The organism is Lysinibacillus sp. FSL M8-0216 (assembly GCF_038595555.1).
Taxonomy (GTDB): domain Bacteria; phylum Bacillota; class Bacilli; order Bacillales_A; family Planococcaceae; genus Lysinibacillus; species Lysinibacillus fusiformis.
The window spans coordinates 3,799,510-3,818,306 of record NZ_CP152007.1 but is presented as its reverse complement, the minus strand read 5'-3'; the positions used below and the strand labels follow the sequence as shown (position 1 = coordinate 3,818,306).

Genomic DNA, 18,797 nt, shown 5'->3' with positions numbered 1-18,797 from the left:
GGGAACCTAATTGCGGCTCCAGGCCTAGATCATACTAAAAATGTAAAGGGGAGATGAAGCAAACGGCGAGCTTGTAACAAGAATTGACGAGAGGTTATGATCAGATTTATATCCTAATTAAATTTCCAAAAACTATATTTCATTCACATAAAATGGTATAATAAAGGGGTAACTAGATAGAGGTTTCATGGGCGGTAAGCATACATTCTTCACCCGTTCTTCAGGTTTCTGGAGGGGAAGGAGGTGTTGCTAATGACAACTTACGAGGCAATGTCCTTAATGATCAGTTTTAGTGGATTGATTGTTTCGGTAATTGTTCTGTCATTTACTTTTTCTCAGAAAAAAAAGTAAACCGCCCCTGCCCTCCAAGCATGTGAGTGGTTTACTCCTTCATTATGCAAATCGCCTTTGAAGCGATTCGTCTGTTACATGACCATTTGGTGGTGACACACCAAGTGGTCCTTTTTTTATATCCATCTTCATGAAAAATTATAACATGCATTGTTAAATTACTCAAATTAATTGGAAAGAGTACAACTCTAAATTTATATAGGATACAAGGCATGCAAGAAGCACTTAGGATTACATTGGACGTATGCTTTCTATATATAGATATTCCAAAATCCAGATTGAAGATAACGATAGAAGATTCGTTCAATCAACATGTTCATTTGAAGTTTCGTCAGAATAAGTGTTGAGAAAAATGGGATGCACTCACTTGCTACATCTTATTATATAATAGGACGGAATATACGTATGCGATGAGCGTTGGAATGGCTGATGATGTTGATAGTACCATCATTTATTTGATCTGTAATGTAAAGAAGATCAAGTGGACCTTATAAGGGATGGGGTTGGTTTTTCTTAATAGTGTTAGTATCTAATTTATTTGGCCATACTTTGTTTACTTGTTTTTTTGACTATGGCTGAACATGTTAGTACTGCTATTTATTGTTTTAGAAGGGAGCGCTCTATTGTTTGTTATTGATATAAAAAAAGATTTTTAACTTTTTTTCAAAAAATGCTTGATTTTTAAAATGCTATATTATATATTATTACTTGTCCTTAACAAGACAAAACACTTTGAAAATAAAAAAACAAAAAAGTTGTTGACTTCTTGTTATAAACGAGTTATCATAATGAAGTCGCTGAAAACGACTGAGATAATAATGAACTTTGAAAACTGAACAAGCAAAACGTAATCAATAAAGTTTTAAGTAACTAGCCTAGCTAGTGAACGAAACAAAAATTTGGACATCAAAATTGATGCCAGCAAAACAATTTGAGCTAATCAAATTTCTTTTATGGAGAGTTTGATCCTGGCTCAGGACGAACGCTGGCGGCGTGCCTAATACATGCAAGTCGAGCGAACAGAGAAGGAGCTTGCTCCTTCGACGTTAGCGGCGGACGGGTGAGTAACACGTGGGCAACCTACCTTATAGTTTGGGATAACTCCGGGAAACCGGGGCTAATACCGAATAATCTGTTTCACCTCATGGTGAAACACTGAAAGACGGTTTCGGCTGTCGCTATAGGATGGGCCCGCGGCGCATTAGCTAGTTGGTGAGGTAACGGCTCACCAAGGCGACGATGCGTAGCCGACCTGAGAGGGTGATCGGCCACACTGGGACTGAGACACGGCCCAGACTCCTACGGGAGGCAGCAGTAGGGAATCTTCCACAATGGGCGAAAGCCTGATGGAGCAACGCCGCGTGAGTGAAGAAGGATTTCGGTTCGTAAAACTCTGTTGTAAGGGAAGAACAAGTACAGTAGTAACTGGCTGTACCTTGACGGTACCTTATTAGAAAGCCACGGCTAACTACGTGCCAGCAGCCGCGGTAATACGTAGGTGGCAAGCGTTGTCCGGAATTATTGGGCGTAAAGCGCGCGCAGGTGGTTTCTTAAGTCTGATGTGAAAGCCCACGGCTCAACCGTGGAGGGTCATTGGAAACTGGGAGACTTGAGTGCAGAAGAGGATAGTGGAATTCCAAGTGTAGCGGTGAAATGCGTAGAGATTTGGAGGAACACCAGTGGCGAAGGCGACTATCTGGTCTGTAACTGACACTGAGGCGCGAAAGCGTGGGGAGCAAACAGGATTAGATACCCTGGTAGTCCACGCCGTAAACGATGAGTGCTAAGTGTTAGGGGGTTTCCGCCCCTTAGTGCTGCAGCTAACGCATTAAGCACTCCGCCTGGGGAGTACGGTCGCAAGACTGAAACTCAAAGGAATTGACGGGGGCCCGCACAAGCGGTGGAGCATGTGGTTTAATTCGAAGCAACGCGAAGAACCTTACCAGGTCTTGACATCCCGTTGACCACTGTAGAGATATAGTTTCCCCTTCGGGGGCAACGGTGACAGGTGGTGCATGGTTGTCGTCAGCTCGTGTCGTGAGATGTTGGGTTAAGTCCCGCAACGAGCGCAACCCTTGATCTTAGTTGCCATCATTTAGTTGGGCACTCTAAGGTGACTGCCGGTGACAAACCGGAGGAAGGTGGGGATGACGTCAAATCATCATGCCCCTTATGACCTGGGCTACACACGTGCTACAATGGACGATACAAACGGTTGCCAACTCGCGAGAGGGAGCTAATCCGATAAAGTCGTTCTCAGTTCGGATTGTAGGCTGCAACTCGCCTACATGAAGCCGGAATCGCTAGTAATCGCGGATCAGCATGCCGCGGTGAATACGTTCCCGGGCCTTGTACACACCGCCCGTCACACCACGAGAGTTTGTAACACCCGAAGTCGGTGAGGTAACCTTTTGGAGCCAGCCGCCGAAGGTGGGATAGATGATTGGGGTGAAGTCGTAACAAGGTAGCCGTATCGGAAGGTGCGGCTGGATCACCTCCTTTCTAAGGATATTTTCGGAATACAAACCTTGGGTTTGTAAGATTACGTTTTGCGTTCAGTTTTGAAGGTTCATTCTTCTGAATGAAATACTTCAAAACTTGTTCTTTGAAAACTGGATAAAACGACATTGAAATAGTAACAAACACATTTATTTTTTAAGTTTTTTATAGGCTTAATAACATTAAAAGGTTTCAAGACACGAGCAGTTAAATGCGATGTGTATTGAAAGCTGATAGGTTAAGTTATTAAGGGCGCACGGCGAATGCCTTGGCACTAGGAGCCGAAGAAGGACGGCACTAACACCGATATGCTTCGGGGAGCTGTAAGTGAGCTTTGATCCGGAGATTTCCGAATGGGGGAACCCACTACGTTTAATCGCGTAGTATCTTGACGTGAATACATAGCGTCTTGAAGGCAGACCCAGGGAACTGAAACATCTAAGTACCTGGAGGAAGAGAAAGAAAAATCGATTCCCTGAGTAGCGGCGAGCGAAACGGGAAGAGCCCAAACCAAGAGGCTTGCCTCTTGGGGTTGTAGGACACTCAATACGGAGTTACAAAAGAGCGAGTTAGATGAAGCGACTTGGAAAGGTCCGCCAGAGCAGGTAAAAGCCCTGTAGTCGAAAGTTCGTTCCCTCCTGAGTGGATCCTGAGTACGGCGGAACACGTGAAATTCCGTCGGAATCCGGGAGGACCATCTCCCAAGGCTAAATACTACCTAGTGACCGATAGTGAACCAGTACCGTGAGGGAAAGGTGAAAAGCACCCCGGAAGGGGAGTGAAAGAGATCCTGAAACCGTGTGCCTACAAGTAGTTAGAGCCCGTTAATGGGTGATAGCGTGCCTTTTGTAGAATGAACCGGCGAGTTACGATTACGTGCGAGGTTAAGCTTTAGAAGGCGGAGCCGCAGCGAAAGCGAGTCTGAATAGGGCGAAATAGTACGTGGTCGTAGACCCGAAACCAGGTGATCTACCCATGTCCAGGGTGAAGGTAAGGTAACACTTACTGGAGGCCCGAACCCACGCACGTTGAAAAGTGCGGGGATGAGGTGTGGGTAGCGGAGAAATTCCAATCGAACTTGGAGATAGCTGGTTCTCTCCGAAATAGCTTTAGGGCTAGCCTCGTGATGAGAATACTGGAGGTAGAGCACTGTTTGGACTAGGGGGCCATCCCGGTTTACCGAATTCAGACAAACTCCGAATGCCAGATATTTATACACGGGAGTCAGACTGCGAGTGATAAGATCCGTAGTCAAAAGGGAAACAGCCCAGACCACCAGCTAAGGTCCCAAAGTAATCGTTAAGTGGAAAAGGATGTGGCGTTGCACAGACAACCAGGATGTTGGCTTAGAAGCAGCCATCATTTAAAGAGTGCGTAATAGCTCACTGGTCGAGTGACGCTGCGCCGAAAATGTATCGGGGCTAAACGATTCACCGAAGCTGTGGATTGACATCTACGATGTCAGTGGTAGGAGAGCGTTCTAAGTGCGTTGAAGTCAGACCGGAAGGACTGGTGGAGCGCTTAGAAGTGAGAATGCCGGTATGAGTAGCGAAAGACGGGTGAGAATCCCGTCCACCGTATGACTAAGGTTTCCTGAGGAAGGCTCGTCCGCTCAGGGTTAGTCGGGACCTAAGCCGAGGCCGATAGGCGTAGGCGATGGACAACAGGTTGATATTCCTGTACCACCTCCTCACCGTTTGAGAAATGGGGGGACGCAGTAGGATAGGGTAAGCGCGCTGTTGGTTATGCGCGTCCAAGCAGTAAGGCGTGTGTGTAGGCAAATCCGCACACTGTAACGTTGAGCTGTGATGGCGAGTCCGTATGGACGAAGTTCCTGATTTCACACTGCCAAGAAAAGCCTCTATCGAGGTGAGAGGTGCCCGTACCGCAAACCGACACAGGTAGTCGAGGAGAGAATCCTAAGGTGTGCGAGAGAACTCTCGTTAAGGAACTCGGCAAAATGACCCCGTAACTTCGGGAGAAGGGGTGCTCTTGAGCGTGCAAGCGCATGAGAGCCGCAGTGAATAGGCCCAGGCGACTGTTTAGCAAAAACACAGGTCTCTGCAAAACCGTAAGGTGACGTATAGGGGCTGACGCCTGCCCGGTGCTGGAAGGTTAAGAGGAGTGGTTAGCGCAAGCGAAGCTGCGAATTGAAGCCCCAGTAAACGGCGGCCGTAACTATAACGGTCCTAAGGTAGCGAAATTCCTTGTCGGGTAAGTTCCGACCCGCACGAAAGGCGTAACGATCTGGGCACTGTCTCAACGAGAGACTCGGTGAAATTATAGTACCTGTGAAGATGCAGGTTACCCGCGACAGGACGGAAAGACCCCGTGGAGCTTTACTGTAGCCTGATATTGAATTTTGGTACAACTTGTACAGGATAGGTAGGAGCCAGAGATCTCGGAGCGCCAGCTTCGAAGGAGGCGTCGGTGGGATACTACCCTGGTTGTATTGAAATTCTAACCCATGCCCCTTAGCGGGGCAGGAGACAGTGTCAGGCGGACAGTTTGACTGGGGCGGTCGCCTCCTAAAAGGTAACGGAGGCGCCCAAAGGTTCCCTCAGAATGGTTGGAAATCATTCGTAGAGTGTAAAGGCACAAGGGAGCTTGACTGCGAGACCTACAAGTCGAGCAGGGTCGAAAGACGGGCTTAGTGATCCGGTGGTTCCGCATGGAAGGGCCATCGCTCAACGGATAAAAGCTACCCCGGGGATAACAGGCTTATCTCCCCCAAGAGTCCACATCGACGGGGAGGTTTGGCACCTCGATGTCGGCTCATCGCATCCTGGGGCTGTAGTCGGTCCCAAGGGTTGGGCTGTTCGCCCATTAAAGCGGTACGCGAGCTGGGTTCAGAACGTCGTGAGACAGTTCGGTCCCTATCCGTCGTGGGCGTAGGAAATTTGAGAGGAGCTGTCCTTAGTACGAGAGGACCGGGATGGACACACCGCTGGTGTACCAGTTGTCTTGCCAAAGGCATCGCTGGGTAGCTATGTGTGGACGGGATAAGTGCTGAAAGCATCTAAGCATGAAGCCCCCCTCAAGATGAGATTTCCCATTACGCAAGTAAGTAAGATCCCTCAAAGACGATGAGGTAGATAGGTTCGAGGTGGAAGTGTGGTGACACATGGAGCTGACGAATACTAATCGATCGAGGACTTAACCAAAATGTTTGAAACATTCAATGAACCGTTTATCCAGTTTTGAAAGAATAATTTCTTTTATGAAGGGTTTCAAGATACGAGTAGTTCGAGGAAGCAATAGAGAGAAGGAAGGAGCGTACTCAAGTACGTGACTGACTGAACGACAGAAGCTGACGAAGAAATACGATGTATATTGAAAGCCGACTATAGTCTAGTGATGATGGCAAAGAGGTCACACCCGTTCCCATACCGAACACGGAAGTTAAGCTCTTTAGCGCCGATGGTAGTTGGGGGCTTCCCCCTGTGAGAGTAGGACGTCGCTAGGCATAATACCCAGGAGGATTAGCTCAGCTGGGAGAGCATCTGCCTTACAAGCAGAGGGTCGGCGGTTCGAGCCCGTCATCCTCCATCATTTGCCGGTTTAGCTCAGCAGGTAGAGCAACTGACTTGTAATCAGTAGGTCGTGGGTTCGATTCCTATAGCCGGCACCATTTCAGACGAGCCATTAGCTCAGTTGGTAGAGCATCTGACTTTTAATCAGAGGGTCGAAGGTTCGAGTCCTTCATGGCTCACCATTTATAAGTACCAACCATATTAAGCGGGTGTGGCGGAATTGGCAGACGCACTAGACTTAGGATCTAGCGCCGCAAGGCGTGGGGGTTCGACTCCCTTCACCCGCACCATTTTTCAATATGCCAGATAAAAAAACTTATGCACATGCGGAAGTAGTTCAGTGGTAGAACACCACCTTGCCAAGGTGGGGGTCGCGAGTTCGAACCTCGTCTTCCGCTCCAAATGTGCCGGGGTGGCGGAACTGGCAGACGCACAGGACTTAAAATCCTGCGGTAGGTGACTACCGTACCGGTTCGATTCCGGTCCTCGGCACCATTTTATATGCGCCCGTAGCTCAATTGGATAGAGCGTCTGACTACGGATCAGAAGGTTATGGGTTCGACTCCTGTCGGGCGCGCCATAAGAACAACGGGAAGTAGCTCAGCTTGGTAGAGCACTTGGTTTGGGACCAAGGGGTCGCAGGTTCGAATCCTGTCTTCCCGACCATTTCCAAAAAATATTATGGGGCCTTAGCTCAGCTGGGAGAGCGCCTGCCTTGCACGCAGGAGGTCAGCGGTTCGATCCCGCTAGGCTCCACCATAGTAATTAACCAGTATAAAGATCCTGGCGGCGTAGCTCAGCTGGCTAGAGCGTACGGTTCATACCCGTAAGGTCGGGGGTTCGATCCCCTCTGCCGCCATCTTAAGGACCTTTAGCTCAGTTGGTTAGAGCAGACGGCTCATAACCGTCCGGTCGCAGGTTCGAGTCCTGCAAGGTCCATCATTTATATATTATTACGGAGGTATACCCAAGTCTGGCTGAAGGGATCGGTCTTGAAAACCGACAGGCGGGTAACACCGCGCGGGGGTTCGAATCCCTCTACCTCCTCCAGTTTTATTCATAAATGGTGCTTTAAAAACTCGAAAAGACAATAAGATTATCGCGGGGTGGAGCAGTGGTAGCTCGTCGGGCTCATAACCCGAAGGTCGTTGGTTCAAATCCGGCCCCCGCAACCAAATGGTCCCGTGGTGTAGCGGTTAACATGCCTGCCTGTCACGCAGGAGATCGCCGGTTCGATCCCGGTCGGGACCGCCATTTTTTTATAGACATGAGAAGCAAAAAGTGAGCAAGCTTAGCATGGACGAAATGGGTCAGTAGCTCAGTTGGTAGAGCATTAGATTGAAGCTCTAAGTGTCGGCGGTTCGATTCCGTCCTGACCCACCATTTATGCGGGTGTAGTTTAATGGTAAAACCTCAGCCTTCCAAGCTGATGTCGTGAGTTCGATTCTCATCACCCGCTCCAAGGGCCTATAGCTCAGCTGGTTAGAGCGCACGCCTGATAAGCGTGAGGTCGATGGTTCGAGTCCATTTAGGCCCATTATTTATTCCGAAGTAGCTCAGTTGGTAGTAGCACCTGACTGTTAATCAGGTTGTCGCAGGTTCGAGTCCTGCCTTCGGAGCCATTTTTTTGTGTGGGGAAGTACTCAAGAGGCTGAAGAGGCGCCCCTGCTAAGGGTGTAGGTCGGGTAACCGGCGCGAGGGTTCAAATCCCTCCTTCTCCGCCATTGGCCCGTTGGTCAAGTGGTTAAGACACCGCCCTTTCACGGCGGTAACACGGGTTCGAATCCCGTACGGGTCATACAAAAAACAGTAGATGCATGTGCGTCTACTGTTTTTTTATAGAAAACTAATATAAGATAAACGATTTACTCTTGATTCATTGCATGCTCATCCATATAAACTACTTCCCAAATATGCCCATCTAAATCTTGAAAACCCCAGCCATACATAAATCCATGATCCTGTGGATCACTATAAGGTTTACCCCCGGAGGCAAGTGCCTTATTTACTAGCTGATCTACTTGCTCGCGATTTTCTGCAGATAGACATAAAATTGCTTGGGCAGAAACAGTAGTATCCGGTATCTCCTTGTTACTAAATCCTTTGAAGCGATCTTCGACCATTAGTAAAGCAAAAATATTTTCGCTAATAATCATTGAGGAAGTTGTTTCATCACTGAATTGTTGATTGAACTCAAAACCTAACTCCTTAAAAAATGACGTGGATTTGTTTACATTTTTTACTGGTAAATTAATGAAAATATTTTTCGATTGAAAAGACATTTCTTATCACCTCCAAATCGACATTATCATAAAAAATAAATGAGTGTCAATTTCAGGAGGTAACCAGATACTTAATTTTATGAGCAAATAAAAAGCAGAAATATTGTTTTTTACAACATCTCTGCTTTAAAATCGTAATTTATCTTCTTGCTAACATTCTTTCCAGAGAACTAAGAGCTTCAGTGCTAGTATGGCTATCAACTTGAATACGGTTATGTGGTTGACCTTGTTCAATGCTTTCTAAGCACCATAGTAAATGGGGGAGATCAATGCGATTCATTGTTAGGCAAGGACAAAAGTTTTCATTTAAAGAGATGATCTGTTTATCTGGATGCTGCTTTATAATACGATTGACCAGATTCATTTCTGTCCCTATTGCCCATGCAGATCCACTAGGTGCTTGACTAATTGTATCGATAATGTACTTAGTTGAACCAGCATCATCAGCCGCATCTACAACTTCACGACTACATTCAGGGTGAACAATAATTTTCATGGCTGGATATTCCTTACGAACAGTCTCTGTATGTTGAACTGTAAATCCTTCATGTACAGAGCAATGACCCTTCCACAGAATAACTTGGATGTTCTCAAGAGGCTGTTTAGTTTCAAGTATATTTTTATGCGGATTCCAAACGGCCATATTCTCGAGTGGAACACCTAAGTCATAAGCAGTATTTCTGCCTAAATGTTGGTCGGGTAAAAAGAAGATACGCTGTTTTTGTGTAAATGCCCACTGAACAAGCTCTTTCGCATTAGAGGATGTTACACATGCACCACCATGTCTTCCTGTAAAGGCTTTAATAGCGGCTGTTGAATTAACATAGGTAAGTGGAATGATCGTATCACCAAAGAGCTGCTGTAAAATGGGCCATGCTTGTTCAGTTTGATAAATATCAGCCATGTCAGCCATCGAGCAACCTGCACGCATATCTGGTAAATATACATGTTGCTGTTTTGATGTTAGCATATCAGCAGTTTCAGCCATAAAATGTACCCCACAAAATACGATGTGCTCCGCCTCTTTGTTTGCTGCAGATAATTGAGCCAGCTGTAAGGAATCTCCCGTTGCATCAGCAAATTGGATAACTTCATCTTTTTGATAGTGATGACCCGGAATAAAAAGCTTAGATCCTAATTTCTTTTTGATGGATAAAATACGAGATTCCATTTCCGTTACGGATAATGCTCGATAATGCTCAGGAAGTAACGTCGTCTGCTGTAATAAACTAGTGATGGACAATGGAATAGCCTCCTTTCATTTGTACAAGGGCGCTAATGTCAAAGGCTTTGACAGAGTGGGTTAGAGAACCAAGTGAAATCCACTGTATACCAGTTTGAGCATAAGCTCTTATATTTTCAAGAGTAATGCCACCTGACGCTTCAGTCGTGATAGAAGAAGGAACAGCAGGCAGCCATGCACGTATTTCTTCAGGACTTCGATTATCAAACATTATAATATCTGCTCCAGCTAAAATGGCTTCATCTAGCTGTTTTTTTGTTTCTATTTCCACTTCAATTTTAACGGTATGACCAACTTTTTCTCTAGCAGCCTGAATGGCGTTTGTCATGCTACCAGCAAAAGCAATATGATTATCCTTTAGCATGATTGCATCAAATAGGCCATTGCGATGGTTAAAAGCACCACCGATTCGAACAGCATATTTATCAAGCATACGCAAACCAGGAATCGTTTTACGGGTATCACATATTTTTGTGTTCGTTCCTGCAATTTCCTGTACTGCTAGGTGAGCCGCCGTAGCTATTGCAGACATCCGTTGTATAAGATTTAAAATTACGCGTTCTCCCATTAATAATTTTTGTAAGGGGCCATCTATAATAGCAATGACGTCGCCAGCCTCTACGGCTTCCCCATCTTTTTTAGGAAGGTTGACTTTTATAGACCGATCTAGTACGTGAAAGCCATGCTCAATAATAGGTGCGCCACAAAAAATGCCACTTTCTTTGGCATAAAATGAAAAAGTTCCTTGCTCTTTAGGAGAAAAAATATATTCACTCGATAAATCCCCATCACCTATATCCTCATTAAAAAATTGTTTGAGCATTTCCTCGAGTTTGATGATATTCATACAATGAATTCCTCACTTTCATTTGTCCTTGCGAAAAAATAATCCATCGGTTTGCCCACTTTGCTACCATCGCGGGTTTATCGCTACGAATGTGGGCTCCACGTGTTTCAGTTCTTGTAATGGCCGCATGGGTTATTAATGTGGCGACAACATGCATCATATATAGTTCCAGCTCAGTCTGTTGCAAACCCTTTAAATTTGCATGGAGAAGTGCTTGTATAGAGGGTAATTGCTGGAGGGAATATTGCAAATCGTCACCGTTCCTAACGATACCTAAGTACTGCATCATATGTTGCTGTAATTGTTGTTTGCTAAATAATGAAGGCATTGAATCGACATTTTTATCGCTAGCAAGTAAGAAATCCTTTTGACTACAGCCTTGTTGGATAATGAAATATGCCATTCTGTGACCAAAAGTAATCCCTTCTAATAGGGAGTTACTAGCTAAACGATTTGCTCCGTGAACACCTGTACAGGCCACTTCGCCGATAGCATACAAGTTGGCTATAGTGGTTCTGCCTTTATCATCAGCAATAATACCGCCCATTAAAAAATGACTACCTGGTGAAACAGGAATCAGGCCATCTTGTAAGTCAATATGGTTGTTACGGCAAAGCTGTGTGATTGATGGAAATTTTACATCGAAATTTTGGATGGAGGATATATCAAGGAATGTTTCCTCACCAGCCGCCCGTTTCTTAAATAATGTGAGTGCTGTAATATGTCTTGGCGCTAAATCAAGTTGTGCATGGATGCCCTTCATAATTGGACGACGTTGGGCATCGACAAAAATACCACCAGCTCCTCGTACCGCTTCAGAAATCAATCCTTTTGCCTCGTTTTCACACCAAAGCAGACTTGGATGAAACTGCATAAATTCCATATCACTGATGGCAGCTCCTGCTCGAAAGGCTAAAGCAATACCATCACCAGTATTTGTTGGGTAATTAGATGTACTTGAATAAAGTGCTCCTGCACCACCTGTCGCTAAAATAACATGATGGGCAAAGTAGCGTTTAGTGCCTTCGCTTCCTTTTGTAAGTACACCTACACAGTCACCATTTGTATTTAGTAAAAGTTCATAGGCCATTTCATAGCAATTTACCTTTGTATTAGGAGAAAGTTTATGAAGCAAGTAATCTATGAAAATTTGACCAGTACGATCACCACCTGCATGGAGAATACGATGATGGCTATGTGCTCCCTCCAGACCTAGAGCAGGAGCTCCATTGCTATTCCGATCAATGGGGAATTCAGCTTGAAGGTAGTTACGCATTATTTTTGTGCCTTCTTCTATGAGCGTTTGGACATTTCTACCTTCATGATGAAACTCTCCGGCCTTCAATGTATCCGCAATATGGCAATCAATATGATCCTCCTCACTTGTCACGACGGCAATGCCACCCTGTGCACGATAGGAACTGCTCGTATGGACGGATGATTTTGTAACTATTTGTATTTTAAAATGTTCTTCGAGGAGTAGAGCTGCCTGAAGTGCTGCAATACCACTACCAATTATAAGGACGTCTGTCTTTACATCCATAGTTATACCTTCTTTACAGTTGTCTTGACACTTATCTTTACATAAAATAAAAAAGAAAACAAGACCTGTTGAACGAGAGAGGAAGAATACGATGATCTACATGGATTACGCAGCAACAACACCAATGACGAAGAAGGCGCTTGAAGCATATGTAGAGGTGGCACAGCGTTATTATGGAAATAGCTCAAGTCTCCATGATTTAGGGGGACAAGCGTATTATTTTATCCAGCAATCAAGAGAAATTATAGCCAATGAACTTGGTGTCAATAGTGATGGCGTTATCTTTACTGGAAGCGGAACGGAAGGAAACATTATGGCCATTTTGTCATTAGCATTTGCCTCTAAAAAAGGAAAACATATTATTTCATCACAAGCTGAACATACGTCTGTACATGCAGCTTTGAATACATTGGAGAAAATGGGTTTTGAGGTGACAAAATTACCGTTGCAAAAGGATGGTTGTATTGACTCAGAACAACTACTACTCGCTATTCGAAAAGATACAGCATTAATTTCCATTCAACATGTAAATTCAGAAATTGGTTCTATTCAACCTGTGGAAAAAATAATTGAAGCGGCAAAAGAAGCCGCTGTTTACTGTCATATTGATTGTGTACAATCCTTTGGGAAATTAACTATACCAAGAGGAGGAGACGCTATGACAATTTCAGCACATAAAATAGGAGGACCTAAGGGCTGCGGCGCTGTTTATATAAACCCTGCAATTCGTGTTCCAGCACTGACACCAGGCGTAACTCATGAAAGAGGATTAAGAGGGGGAACTTTAGATACACCTGCCATTGTTTCCTTTGCGGCAGCGGTTGAAAATAATAGTTATGAAAGACAGCATTACGAGGAATTAAGAAGATATTTTAAAAGTCGTCTACCAAAAACAGTTCGACTAATAGAGTGTAAGCAGCAATTGCCAAATATTTGTGGTGTCATGATGAGTAAAGTGGAGGGGCAATATGTATTATTAAAATTAAACGAGGCAGGGATCAGTATATCAACGGGAAGTGCGTGTGATATTCATAGCGAATCTGGAACAAAAGCCATTTTATCTATGAATTATTCAATGGAAACGGCACGGCAATTCTTTAGAATATCTTTCGGAGATTCAACAACATTTAAAGAAATTGATAGATTGACTATGGAACTTGCTACTATTTAGTAGCAAGTTTTAAGCAAGATCATAAGCTGAAAATATATAGATGAAAAATAATTGTTTTCTTTTGAAACAACTATTGATATAATATTTTGCAGGGCAATATTTTCTCTTTCTTAACAAAAATATCTTTTAAAAGTAATAATTTCTTTTTTTTATAAAAAAGTATTGCACAATATGAGAAAACGTTATACAATAATTCTTGTCTTGAAGGACAGGTAAACAACTTCAAAACAAGATACATAATAAAGTAGTCTAGTGATGATGGCAAAGAGGTCACACCCGTTCCCATACCGAACACGGAAGTTAAGCTCTTTAGCGCCGATGGTAGTTGGGGGCTTCCCCCTGTGAGAGTAGGACGTCGCTAGGCATAATACCCAGGAGGATTAGCTCAGCTGGGAGAGCATCTGCCTTACAAGCAGAGGGTCGGCGGTTCGAGCCCGTCATCCTCCATCATTTGCCGGTTTAGCTCAGCAGGTAGAGCAACTGACTTGTAATCAGTAGGTCGTGGGTTCGATTCCTATAGCCGGCACCATTTCAGACGAGCCATTAGCTCAGTTGGTAGAGCATCTGACTTTTAATCAGAGGGTCGAAGGTTCGAGTCCTTCATGGCTCACCATTTATAAGTACCAACCATATTAAGCGGGTGTGGCGGAATTGGCAGACGCACTAGACTTAGGATCTAGCGCCGCAAGGCGTGGGGGTTCGACTCCCTTCACCCGCACCATTTTTCAATATGCCAGATAAAAAAACTTATGCACATGCGGAAGTAGTTCAGTGGTAGAACACCACCTTGCCAAGGTGGGGGTCGCGAGTTCGAACCTCGTCTTCCGCTCCAAATGTGCCGGGGTGGCGGAACTGGCAGACGCACAGGACTTAAAATCCTGCGGTAGGTGACTACCGTACCGGTTCGATTCCGGTCCTCGGCACCATTTTATATGCGCCCGTAGCTCAATTGGATAGAGCGTCTGACTACGGATCAGAAGGTTATGGGTTCGACTCCTGTCGGGCGCGCCATAAGAACAACGGGAAGTAGCTCAGCTTGGTAGAGCACTTGGTTTGGGACCAAGGGGTCGCAGGTTCGAATCCTGTCTTCCCGACCATTTCCAAAAAATATTATGGGGCCTTAGCTCAGCTGGGAGAGCGCCTGCCTTGCACGCAGGAGGTCAGCGGTTCGATCCCGCTAGGCTCCACCATAGTAATTAACCAGTATAAAGATCCTGGCGGCGTAGCTCAGCTGGCTAGAGCGTACGGTTCATACCCGTAAGGTCGGGGGTTCGATCCCCTCTGCCGCCATCTTAAGGACCTTTAGCTCAGTTGGTTAGAGCAGACGGCTCATAACCGTCCGGTCGCAGGTTCGAGTCCTGCAAGGTCCATCATTTATATATTATTACGGAGGTATACCCAAGTCTGGCTGAAGGGATCGGTCTTGAAAACCGACAGGCGGGTAACACCGCGCGGGGGTTCGAATCCCTCTACCTCCTCCAGTTTTATTCATAAATGGTGCTTTAAAAACTCGAAAAGACAATAAGATTATCGCGGGGTGGAGCAGTGGTAGCTCGTCGGGCTCATAACCCGAAGGTCGTTGGTTCAAATCCGGCCCCCGCAACCAAATGGTCCCGTGGTGTAGCGGTTAACATGCCTGCCTGTCACGCAGGAGATCGCCGGTTCGATCCCGGTCGGGACCGCCATTTTTTTATAGACATGAGAAGCAAAAAGTGAGCAAGCTTAGCATGGACGAAATGGGTCAGTAGCTCAGTTGGTAGAGCATTAGATTGAAGCTCTAAGTGTCGGCGGTTCGATTCCGTCCTGACCCACCATTTATGCGGGTGTAGTTTAATGGTAAAACCTCAGCCTTCCAAGCTGATGTCGTGAGTTCGATTCTCATCACCCGCTCCAAGGGCCTATAGCTCAGCTGGTTAGAGCGCACGCCTGATAAGCGTGAGGTCGATGGTTCGAGTCCATTTAGGCCCATTATTTATTCCGAAGTAGCTCAGTTGGTAGTAGCACCTGACTGTTAATCAGGTTGTCGCAGGTTCGAGTCCTGCCTTCGGAGCCATTTTTTTGTGTGGGGAAGTACTCAAGAGGCTGAAGAGGCGCCCCTGCTAAGGGTGTAGGTCGGGTAACCGGCGCGAGGGTTCAAATCCCTCCTTCTCCGCCATTGGCCCGTTGGTCAAGTGGTTAAGACACCGCCCTTTCACGGCGGTAACACGGGTTCGAATCCCGTACGGGTCATACTAAGTGCAGTAGATGAATTTACATCTACTGCACTTTTTTTATGAACGGAAAAGAACAGGTAACAAGAAAGCCTTCGCCAGATAATCAATCGGCGAAGGCTTGTTGTTTTTTGAAGACTTACGTAATATTTCGTCCTTTACCATAAGGAATACATAAAGGTGTTCCAAAGATTGGATCTGATGTCATTTGACATTCAAGATCAAATACATGGCTAACTAATTCTGTCGTCATGATCTCTTCAGGCTTACCTTGGCGATAAACTCCTCGATCACGTACAGTAATGATATGATCGGCATAACGACAAGCGAGGTTTATATCATGTAAGACCATAATAATTGTTCGCTTTTGCTGTTGATTTAATTCAAATAATAAATCTAACACTTCTATTTGATGAGTTAGATCTAAATAGGTTGTAGGCTCATCTAAAAGAATAATATCTGTATCTTGAGCAAGTGTCATAGCAATCCATGCACGTTGACGTTGCCCACCTGATAGCTCATCCACTGGTCTATCTCGTAATTGCTCCGTACCTGTTGCTTTTAAGGCATTCATCACAATTTCCTCGTCCTTCTCCGTCCATTGCTGGCGCCAACTTTGATAAGGAAATCGTCCTTGTTTAACGAGCTGTAGAACCGTTAAGCCTTCTGGTGCTACTGGTGATTGAGGAAGTATAGAAAGGTTTTTAGCTACTTGCTTTGTAGATAGTTTAAAAATATCTTCGCCATCTAATAACACAGATCCCTTTTTGGGCTTTAATAATCGAGCAATAGAGCGTAAAAGTGTAGATTTGCCACAGCCGTTCGCTCCAATTAAGACAGTAATTTCATTCAAAGGGATAGATAAATTGAGATCTTCGATAATATTGGAATCACCATAACTTAATGTTAGGGATTTAGTTAATAAGGATTCAGTCATGATGTATGAACTCCTTTATTTATTAGGATTTCTAAATAATAAATAGATAAAATAAGGAGCACCGATGGCAGCAGTAAAGACACCAGCTGGCACTTCTAAAGGGCTAAACGCAGTACGACCGATAATATCCGCAACCATTACGAGCAATGCTCCAATGGCTGCGGATGTTGGCACAAGTACTCCGAATGATGAACCAACGATACGACGTGCGATATGAGGGGCCATCAACCCTACAAATCCAATTGCCCCCGCAAAGGAAATGGCACTTGCTACTAAGCAGCAACATAACAGAATTAAATATAGACGAGTTTTTTGAACGGATTGTCCTAATCCTGCCGCTGTATCATCACCTAATTCTTGTACATTTAACTGACGTGTAGTAAAGAACGTGACAAGTAGGAGTACTAGTATTAAGGGCACAACGATTTGAACTTGATCCCAGTCTGCGCTTTTGACGCTCCCAGTAATCCACTTATTTGCTTCACTTGCTTGATAGATAGGACCAATAATCATTAGCATGGTCGTAATGGCTTGCATCAATGCGGATACACTAATACCGATTAAAACAAGACGATTTGGCGTAACACCATCTTTCCATGCAAATAGGTAAACCAAACACCCAACTACAGTAGCACCAATAAAACCTGCTAATGGCATCCATTCTATACTGACTGTTAAAGAGTGATTAGAATCACTGAAAATGGCTAAGAAACCAACAACAGCTGCACCGCCCCCAGCAGATATTCCAATAATATCAGGAGAGGCCAGTGGATTTTTAATGATTCCTTGTAAAACAGCACCTGCTACAGCTAGCGCCATACCAGTAAACATAGCCATAAAAATTCGGGGCATTCGAAAATCAATAATGATCAACTGATCAAAATCAGAGCCTTGGCCGAAGAGAGTTTGTACAACTTTAATAGGACTAATAAAAGAATCACCGAATGATGCGCTAAGAAAGAAAACCGCTAGTGTTAGAAAGCTAATCACCAGTAATTTTTTCATAGCTTGTACATCTAATAAAAATGATATTTTTTTCTGAAATAAACGGACTGTTCGTATGTTTTTCATTATTTTTTTCCACCTTTTCGCGCAAGGTAAATAAAGAATGGCGCGCCAATCATTGCGGTCATGACTCCGACTGGTACTTCTTGTGGCATGATGATATATCGGGCTGCGACATCCGCTAACAATAATAAAATGCCTCCAAGTAAGGCAGCCATCGGAATAAGCCATCGATGATCTGTGCCGACAAACTTACGCGCAAAATGGGGAACTACAATGCCAATAAAACCGATGGGGCCAGCGATAGCAACAGCACCCCCTGCTAAAAAAATAACAATCAAACCTACAATTATTTTCATTAACCCTATACGTAATCCTAGTCCTCTTGCCACATCATCTCCTAGCGCAAGAGTATTCATTTTAGGGGAAATGATTAGAGCAGCTATCCACCCGATGATTAAATATGGGAGAACTGAGATCAGAATTTCGAGTTTACGCCCTTGGACAGAGCCAGCTAGCCAAAACAATACTTGCTCAAGTTCTGCTTCATTTGTAGCGAGTAACCCTTGTGTAAATGATGCAAAAAGTGCACTAATGGCAGCGCCTGCTAAAGTAATTTTTACGGGTGTTACGGCATCTCTTCCGGAGAAACTGATTGCATAAACAGCTAGTGCCGCGATGGCAGCACCTAGAAAGGCGATCCATGCAAATGATTGTAAACCTGAAATATGGAAAAAAATCATGGCAAAGACAACGGCAAATCCTGCTCCAGCATTTATCCCTAATATTCCAGGAGAAGCTAAAGGATTTTTCGTTAAAGTTTGCATAAGCACACCCGTAATCGCTAACGATGCTCCAACACAACTGGCTATAAGTGCTCTTGGAATACGAACATTTTGAATAATGATATGCTCATTTGAATGGTTAAAATGAAAAAAAGATTCAAGGGTAGTTTGGATAGAAGTATTTGCATAGCCATAGACAATACTAATGCCCATGCAAAGAAGTAGTAGCAAAACCCCTACGATTAAAGTCAACGTTTTAGAATAATTATTTTTTAAAATCATGTTTAAACTATACTCTTTTCTTTCATAATTATTAAAATATGTATTGACACTGATAAGCTCATACAATAAGATTAGTAACGTTCTAAGAGACAAATGAAACTGATTTTCA

General features: G+C 44.5%; 9 protein-coding genes, 40 tRNA genes and 4 rRNA genes. 46 read left to right on the top strand and 7 right to left on the bottom strand.

Annotation, left to right across the window (positions count from 1 at the left end; translation table 11 throughout):
- Positions 1–252: 252 nt before the first annotated feature.
- The 24 genes from MKX57_RS18990 (at position 253) to MKX57_RS18875 (ending at position 8,181) form a co-directional block, all read left to right on the top strand.
- Positions 253–351: a putative holin-like toxin gene (locus MKX57_RS18990; protein ID WP_220273102.1), complete on the top strand. Its 99-nt coding sequence runs from the start codon at positions 253–255 to the stop codon at positions 349–351.
- A gap of 950 nt (positions 352–1,301) precedes the next feature.
- Positions 1,302–2,853 (top strand): 16S ribosomal RNA (locus MKX57_RS18985).
- A 233-nt stretch (positions 2,854–3,086) separates the two neighbouring features.
- A 23S ribosomal RNA gene (locus MKX57_RS18980) occupies positions 3,087–6,014 on the top strand.
- A 186-nt stretch (positions 6,015–6,200) separates the two neighbouring features.
- Positions 6,201–6,316: ribosomal RNA gene (gene rrf, locus MKX57_RS18975) — 5S ribosomal RNA — on the top strand.
- The 16S, 23S and 5S rRNA genes sit together here with 20 tRNA genes alongside, the layout of an rRNA operon.
- A gap of 10 nt (positions 6,317–6,326) precedes the next feature.
- Positions 6,327–6,399: transfer RNA gene (locus MKX57_RS18970), tRNA-Val, on the top strand.
- Positions 6,400–6,405: 6 nt separating this feature from the next.
- A tRNA-Thr gene (locus MKX57_RS18965) sits at positions 6,406–6,481 on the top strand.
- A gap of 8 nt (positions 6,482–6,489) precedes the next feature.
- Positions 6,490–6,565 (top strand) — tRNA-Lys (locus tag MKX57_RS18960).
- 23 nt (positions 6,566–6,588) lie between these two features.
- Positions 6,589–6,673: transfer RNA gene (locus MKX57_RS18955), tRNA-Leu, on the top strand.
- Between the two features lie 36 nt (positions 6,674–6,709).
- A tRNA-Gly gene (locus MKX57_RS18950) sits at positions 6,710–6,784 on the top strand.
- A 5-nt stretch (positions 6,785–6,789) separates the two neighbouring features.
- Positions 6,790–6,878: transfer RNA gene (locus MKX57_RS18945), tRNA-Leu, on the top strand.
- Positions 6,879–6,886: 8 nt separating this feature from the next.
- Positions 6,887–6,963 (top strand) — tRNA-Arg (locus MKX57_RS18940).
- 9 nt (positions 6,964–6,972) lie between these two features.
- Positions 6,973–7,049, top strand: a tRNA-Pro gene (locus MKX57_RS18935).
- Positions 7,050–7,066: 17 nt separating this feature from the next.
- Positions 7,067–7,142, top strand: a tRNA-Ala gene (locus MKX57_RS18930).
- A 26-nt stretch (positions 7,143–7,168) separates the two neighbouring features.
- A tRNA-Met gene (locus tag MKX57_RS18925) sits at positions 7,169–7,242 on the top strand.
- 6 nt (positions 7,243–7,248) lie between these two features.
- Positions 7,249–7,322: transfer RNA gene (locus tag MKX57_RS18920), tRNA-Ile, on the top strand.
- A gap of 18 nt (positions 7,323–7,340) precedes the next feature.
- Positions 7,341–7,433, top strand: a tRNA-Ser gene (locus MKX57_RS18915).
- A gap of 50 nt (positions 7,434–7,483) precedes the next feature.
- Positions 7,484–7,558 (top strand) — tRNA-Met (locus MKX57_RS18910).
- A 3-nt stretch (positions 7,559–7,561) separates the two neighbouring features.
- A tRNA-Asp gene (locus tag MKX57_RS18905) sits at positions 7,562–7,637 on the top strand.
- Between the two features lie 53 nt (positions 7,638–7,690).
- Positions 7,691–7,766, top strand: a tRNA-Phe gene (locus tag MKX57_RS18900).
- A gap of 5 nt (positions 7,767–7,771) precedes the next feature.
- Positions 7,772–7,845: transfer RNA gene (locus MKX57_RS18895), tRNA-Gly, on the top strand.
- A gap of 1 nt (position 7,846) precedes the next feature.
- Positions 7,847–7,920 (top strand) — tRNA-Ile (locus MKX57_RS18890).
- Between the two features lie 8 nt (positions 7,921–7,928).
- Positions 7,929–8,005 (top strand) — tRNA-Asn (locus tag MKX57_RS18885).
- Positions 8,006–8,016: 11 nt separating this feature from the next.
- Positions 8,017–8,107: transfer RNA gene (locus tag MKX57_RS18880), tRNA-Ser, on the top strand.
- Between the two features lie 2 nt (positions 8,108–8,109).
- Positions 8,110–8,181, top strand: a tRNA-Glu gene (locus MKX57_RS18875).
- 67 nt (positions 8,182–8,248) lie between these two features.
- Here the strand turns inward: MKX57_RS18875 and MKX57_RS18870 are convergent.
- The 4 genes from MKX57_RS18870 to nadB form a co-directional block, all read right to left on the bottom strand.
- The gene (locus MKX57_RS18870) at positions 8,249–8,665 is read right to left on the bottom strand and encodes a VOC family protein (protein WP_008181739.1); all 417 of its coding nucleotides are present in this window, start codon (positions 8,663–8,665) and stop codon (positions 8,249–8,251) included.
- Positions 8,666–8,804: 139 nt separating this feature from the next.
- The gene (gene nadA, locus MKX57_RS18865) at positions 8,805–9,908 is read right to left on the bottom strand and encodes a quinolinate synthase NadA (protein WP_008181741.1); all 1,104 of its coding nucleotides are present in this window, start codon (positions 9,906–9,908) and stop codon (positions 8,805–8,807) included.
- Positions 9,895–10,755, bottom strand: a complete 861-nt coding sequence (gene nadC / locus MKX57_RS18860; RefSeq protein WP_008181743.1) for a carboxylating nicotinate-nucleotide diphosphorylase — start codon at positions 10,753–10,755, stop codon at positions 9,895–9,897. Before nadC ends, nadA begins: the two co-directional genes overlap by 14 nt.
- Positions 10,712–12,298: an L-aspartate oxidase gene (nadB, locus tag MKX57_RS18855; protein WP_107922366.1), complete on the bottom strand. Its 1,587-nt coding sequence runs from the start codon at positions 12,296–12,298 to the stop codon at positions 10,712–10,714. Before nadB ends, nadC begins: the two co-directional genes overlap by 44 nt.
- Positions 12,299–12,398: 100 nt before the next feature.
- Between nadB and MKX57_RS18850 the strand changes: the two genes are divergently transcribed.
- The 22 genes from MKX57_RS18850 to MKX57_RS18745 all read left to right on the top strand — a co-directional run bounded on the left by MKX57_RS18850 (position 12,399) and on the right by MKX57_RS18745 (position 15,698).
- Positions 12,399–13,469 (top strand): IscS subfamily cysteine desulfurase, encoded by a 1,071-nt coding sequence (locus tag MKX57_RS18850; protein ID WP_239355512.1) that lies wholly within the window; start codon positions 12,399–12,401, stop codon positions 13,467–13,469.
- 248 nt (positions 13,470–13,717) lie between these two features.
- Positions 13,718–13,833: ribosomal RNA gene (gene rrf, locus MKX57_RS18845) — 5S ribosomal RNA — on the top strand.
- Between the two features lie 10 nt (positions 13,834–13,843).
- Positions 13,844–13,916: transfer RNA gene (locus MKX57_RS18840), tRNA-Val, on the top strand.
- A 6-nt stretch (positions 13,917–13,922) separates the two neighbouring features.
- Positions 13,923–13,998: transfer RNA gene (locus MKX57_RS18835), tRNA-Thr, on the top strand.
- An 8-nt stretch (positions 13,999–14,006) separates the two neighbouring features.
- Positions 14,007–14,082 (top strand) — tRNA-Lys (locus tag MKX57_RS18830).
- A gap of 23 nt (positions 14,083–14,105) precedes the next feature.
- Positions 14,106–14,190, top strand: a tRNA-Leu gene (locus MKX57_RS18825).
- Positions 14,191–14,226: 36 nt separating this feature from the next.
- Positions 14,227–14,301, top strand: a tRNA-Gly gene (locus MKX57_RS18820).
- Positions 14,302–14,306: 5 nt separating this feature from the next.
- A tRNA-Leu gene (locus MKX57_RS18815) sits at positions 14,307–14,395 on the top strand.
- Positions 14,396–14,403: 8 nt separating this feature from the next.
- A tRNA-Arg gene (locus MKX57_RS18810) sits at positions 14,404–14,480 on the top strand.
- A 9-nt stretch (positions 14,481–14,489) separates the two neighbouring features.
- Positions 14,490–14,566: transfer RNA gene (locus MKX57_RS18805), tRNA-Pro, on the top strand.
- Positions 14,567–14,583: 17 nt separating this feature from the next.
- A tRNA-Ala gene (locus MKX57_RS18800) sits at positions 14,584–14,659 on the top strand.
- Between the two features lie 26 nt (positions 14,660–14,685).
- Positions 14,686–14,759, top strand: a tRNA-Met gene (locus MKX57_RS18795).
- A 6-nt stretch (positions 14,760–14,765) separates the two neighbouring features.
- A tRNA-Ile gene (locus MKX57_RS18790) sits at positions 14,766–14,839 on the top strand.
- Positions 14,840–14,857: 18 nt separating this feature from the next.
- A tRNA-Ser gene (locus tag MKX57_RS18785) sits at positions 14,858–14,950 on the top strand.
- 50 nt (positions 14,951–15,000) lie between these two features.
- A tRNA-Met gene (locus MKX57_RS18780) sits at positions 15,001–15,075 on the top strand.
- 3 nt (positions 15,076–15,078) lie between these two features.
- Positions 15,079–15,154 (top strand) — tRNA-Asp (locus tag MKX57_RS18775).
- Between the two features lie 53 nt (positions 15,155–15,207).
- Positions 15,208–15,283 (top strand) — tRNA-Phe (locus tag MKX57_RS18770).
- Between the two features lie 5 nt (positions 15,284–15,288).
- Positions 15,289–15,362: transfer RNA gene (locus MKX57_RS18765), tRNA-Gly, on the top strand.
- 1 nt (position 15,363) lies between these two features.
- A tRNA-Ile gene (locus tag MKX57_RS18760) sits at positions 15,364–15,437 on the top strand.
- Between the two features lie 8 nt (positions 15,438–15,445).
- Positions 15,446–15,522 (top strand) — tRNA-Asn (locus MKX57_RS18755).
- Between the two features lie 11 nt (positions 15,523–15,533).
- Positions 15,534–15,624: transfer RNA gene (locus MKX57_RS18750), tRNA-Ser, on the top strand.
- A 2-nt stretch (positions 15,625–15,626) separates the two neighbouring features.
- A tRNA-Glu gene (locus MKX57_RS18745) sits at positions 15,627–15,698 on the top strand.
- Positions 15,699–15,818: 120 nt separating this feature from the next.
- Here MKX57_RS18745 and MKX57_RS18740 read toward each other — a convergent pair.
- From MKX57_RS18740 to MKX57_RS18730, 3 genes are read right to left on the bottom strand one after another with little or no spacing between them, the layout of a single operon-like run.
- A complete protein-coding gene (locus MKX57_RS18740; protein WP_008180325.1) occupies positions 15,819–16,616 on the bottom strand; it encodes an ABC transporter ATP-binding protein in 798 nt (265 codons plus the stop codon).
- A 15-nt stretch (positions 16,617–16,631) separates the two neighbouring features.
- Positions 16,632–17,687: an iron ABC transporter permease gene (locus tag MKX57_RS18735; RefSeq protein ID WP_008180327.1), complete on the bottom strand. Its 1,056-nt coding sequence runs from the start codon at positions 17,685–17,687 to the stop codon at positions 16,632–16,634.
- Positions 17,687–18,688, bottom strand: a complete 1,002-nt coding sequence (locus MKX57_RS18730; RefSeq protein WP_089985571.1) for an iron ABC transporter permease — start codon at positions 18,686–18,688, stop codon at positions 17,687–17,689. The genes MKX57_RS18735 and MKX57_RS18730 overlap by 1 nt, the downstream gene beginning before the upstream one ends.
- Positions 18,689–18,797: the final 109 nt, after the last annotated feature.

Coding starts and splice junctions, on each gene's coding strand:
- nadC (WP_008181743.1), bottom strand. CDS start 10,755: ATGAATATCATCAAACTCGAGGAAATGCTCAAACAATTTTTTAATGAG.
- MKX57_RS18850 (WP_239355512.1), top strand. CDS start 12,399: ATGGATTACGCAGCAACAACACCAATGACGAAGAAGGCGCTTGAAGCA.
- MKX57_RS18740 (WP_008180325.1), bottom strand. CDS start 16,616: ATGACTGAATCCTTATTAACTAAATCCCTAACATTAAGTTATGGTGAT.
- MKX57_RS18730 (WP_089985571.1), bottom strand. CDS start 18,688: ATGATTTTAAAAAATAATTATTCTAAAACGTTGACTTTAATCGTAGGG.
- nadB (WP_107922366.1), bottom strand. CDS start 12,298: ATGGATGTAAAGACAGACGTCCTTATAATTGGTAGTGGTATTGCAGCA.
- MKX57_RS18870 (WP_008181739.1), bottom strand. CDS start 8,665: ATGTCTTTTCAATCGAAAAATATTTTCATTAATTTACCAGTAAAAAAT.
- MKX57_RS18735 (WP_008180327.1), bottom strand. CDS start 17,687: ATGAAAAACATACGAACAGTCCGTTTATTTCAGAAAAAAATATCATTT.
- MKX57_RS18990 (WP_220273102.1), top strand. CDS start 253: ATGACAACTTACGAGGCAATGTCCTTAATGATCAGTTTTAGTGGATTG.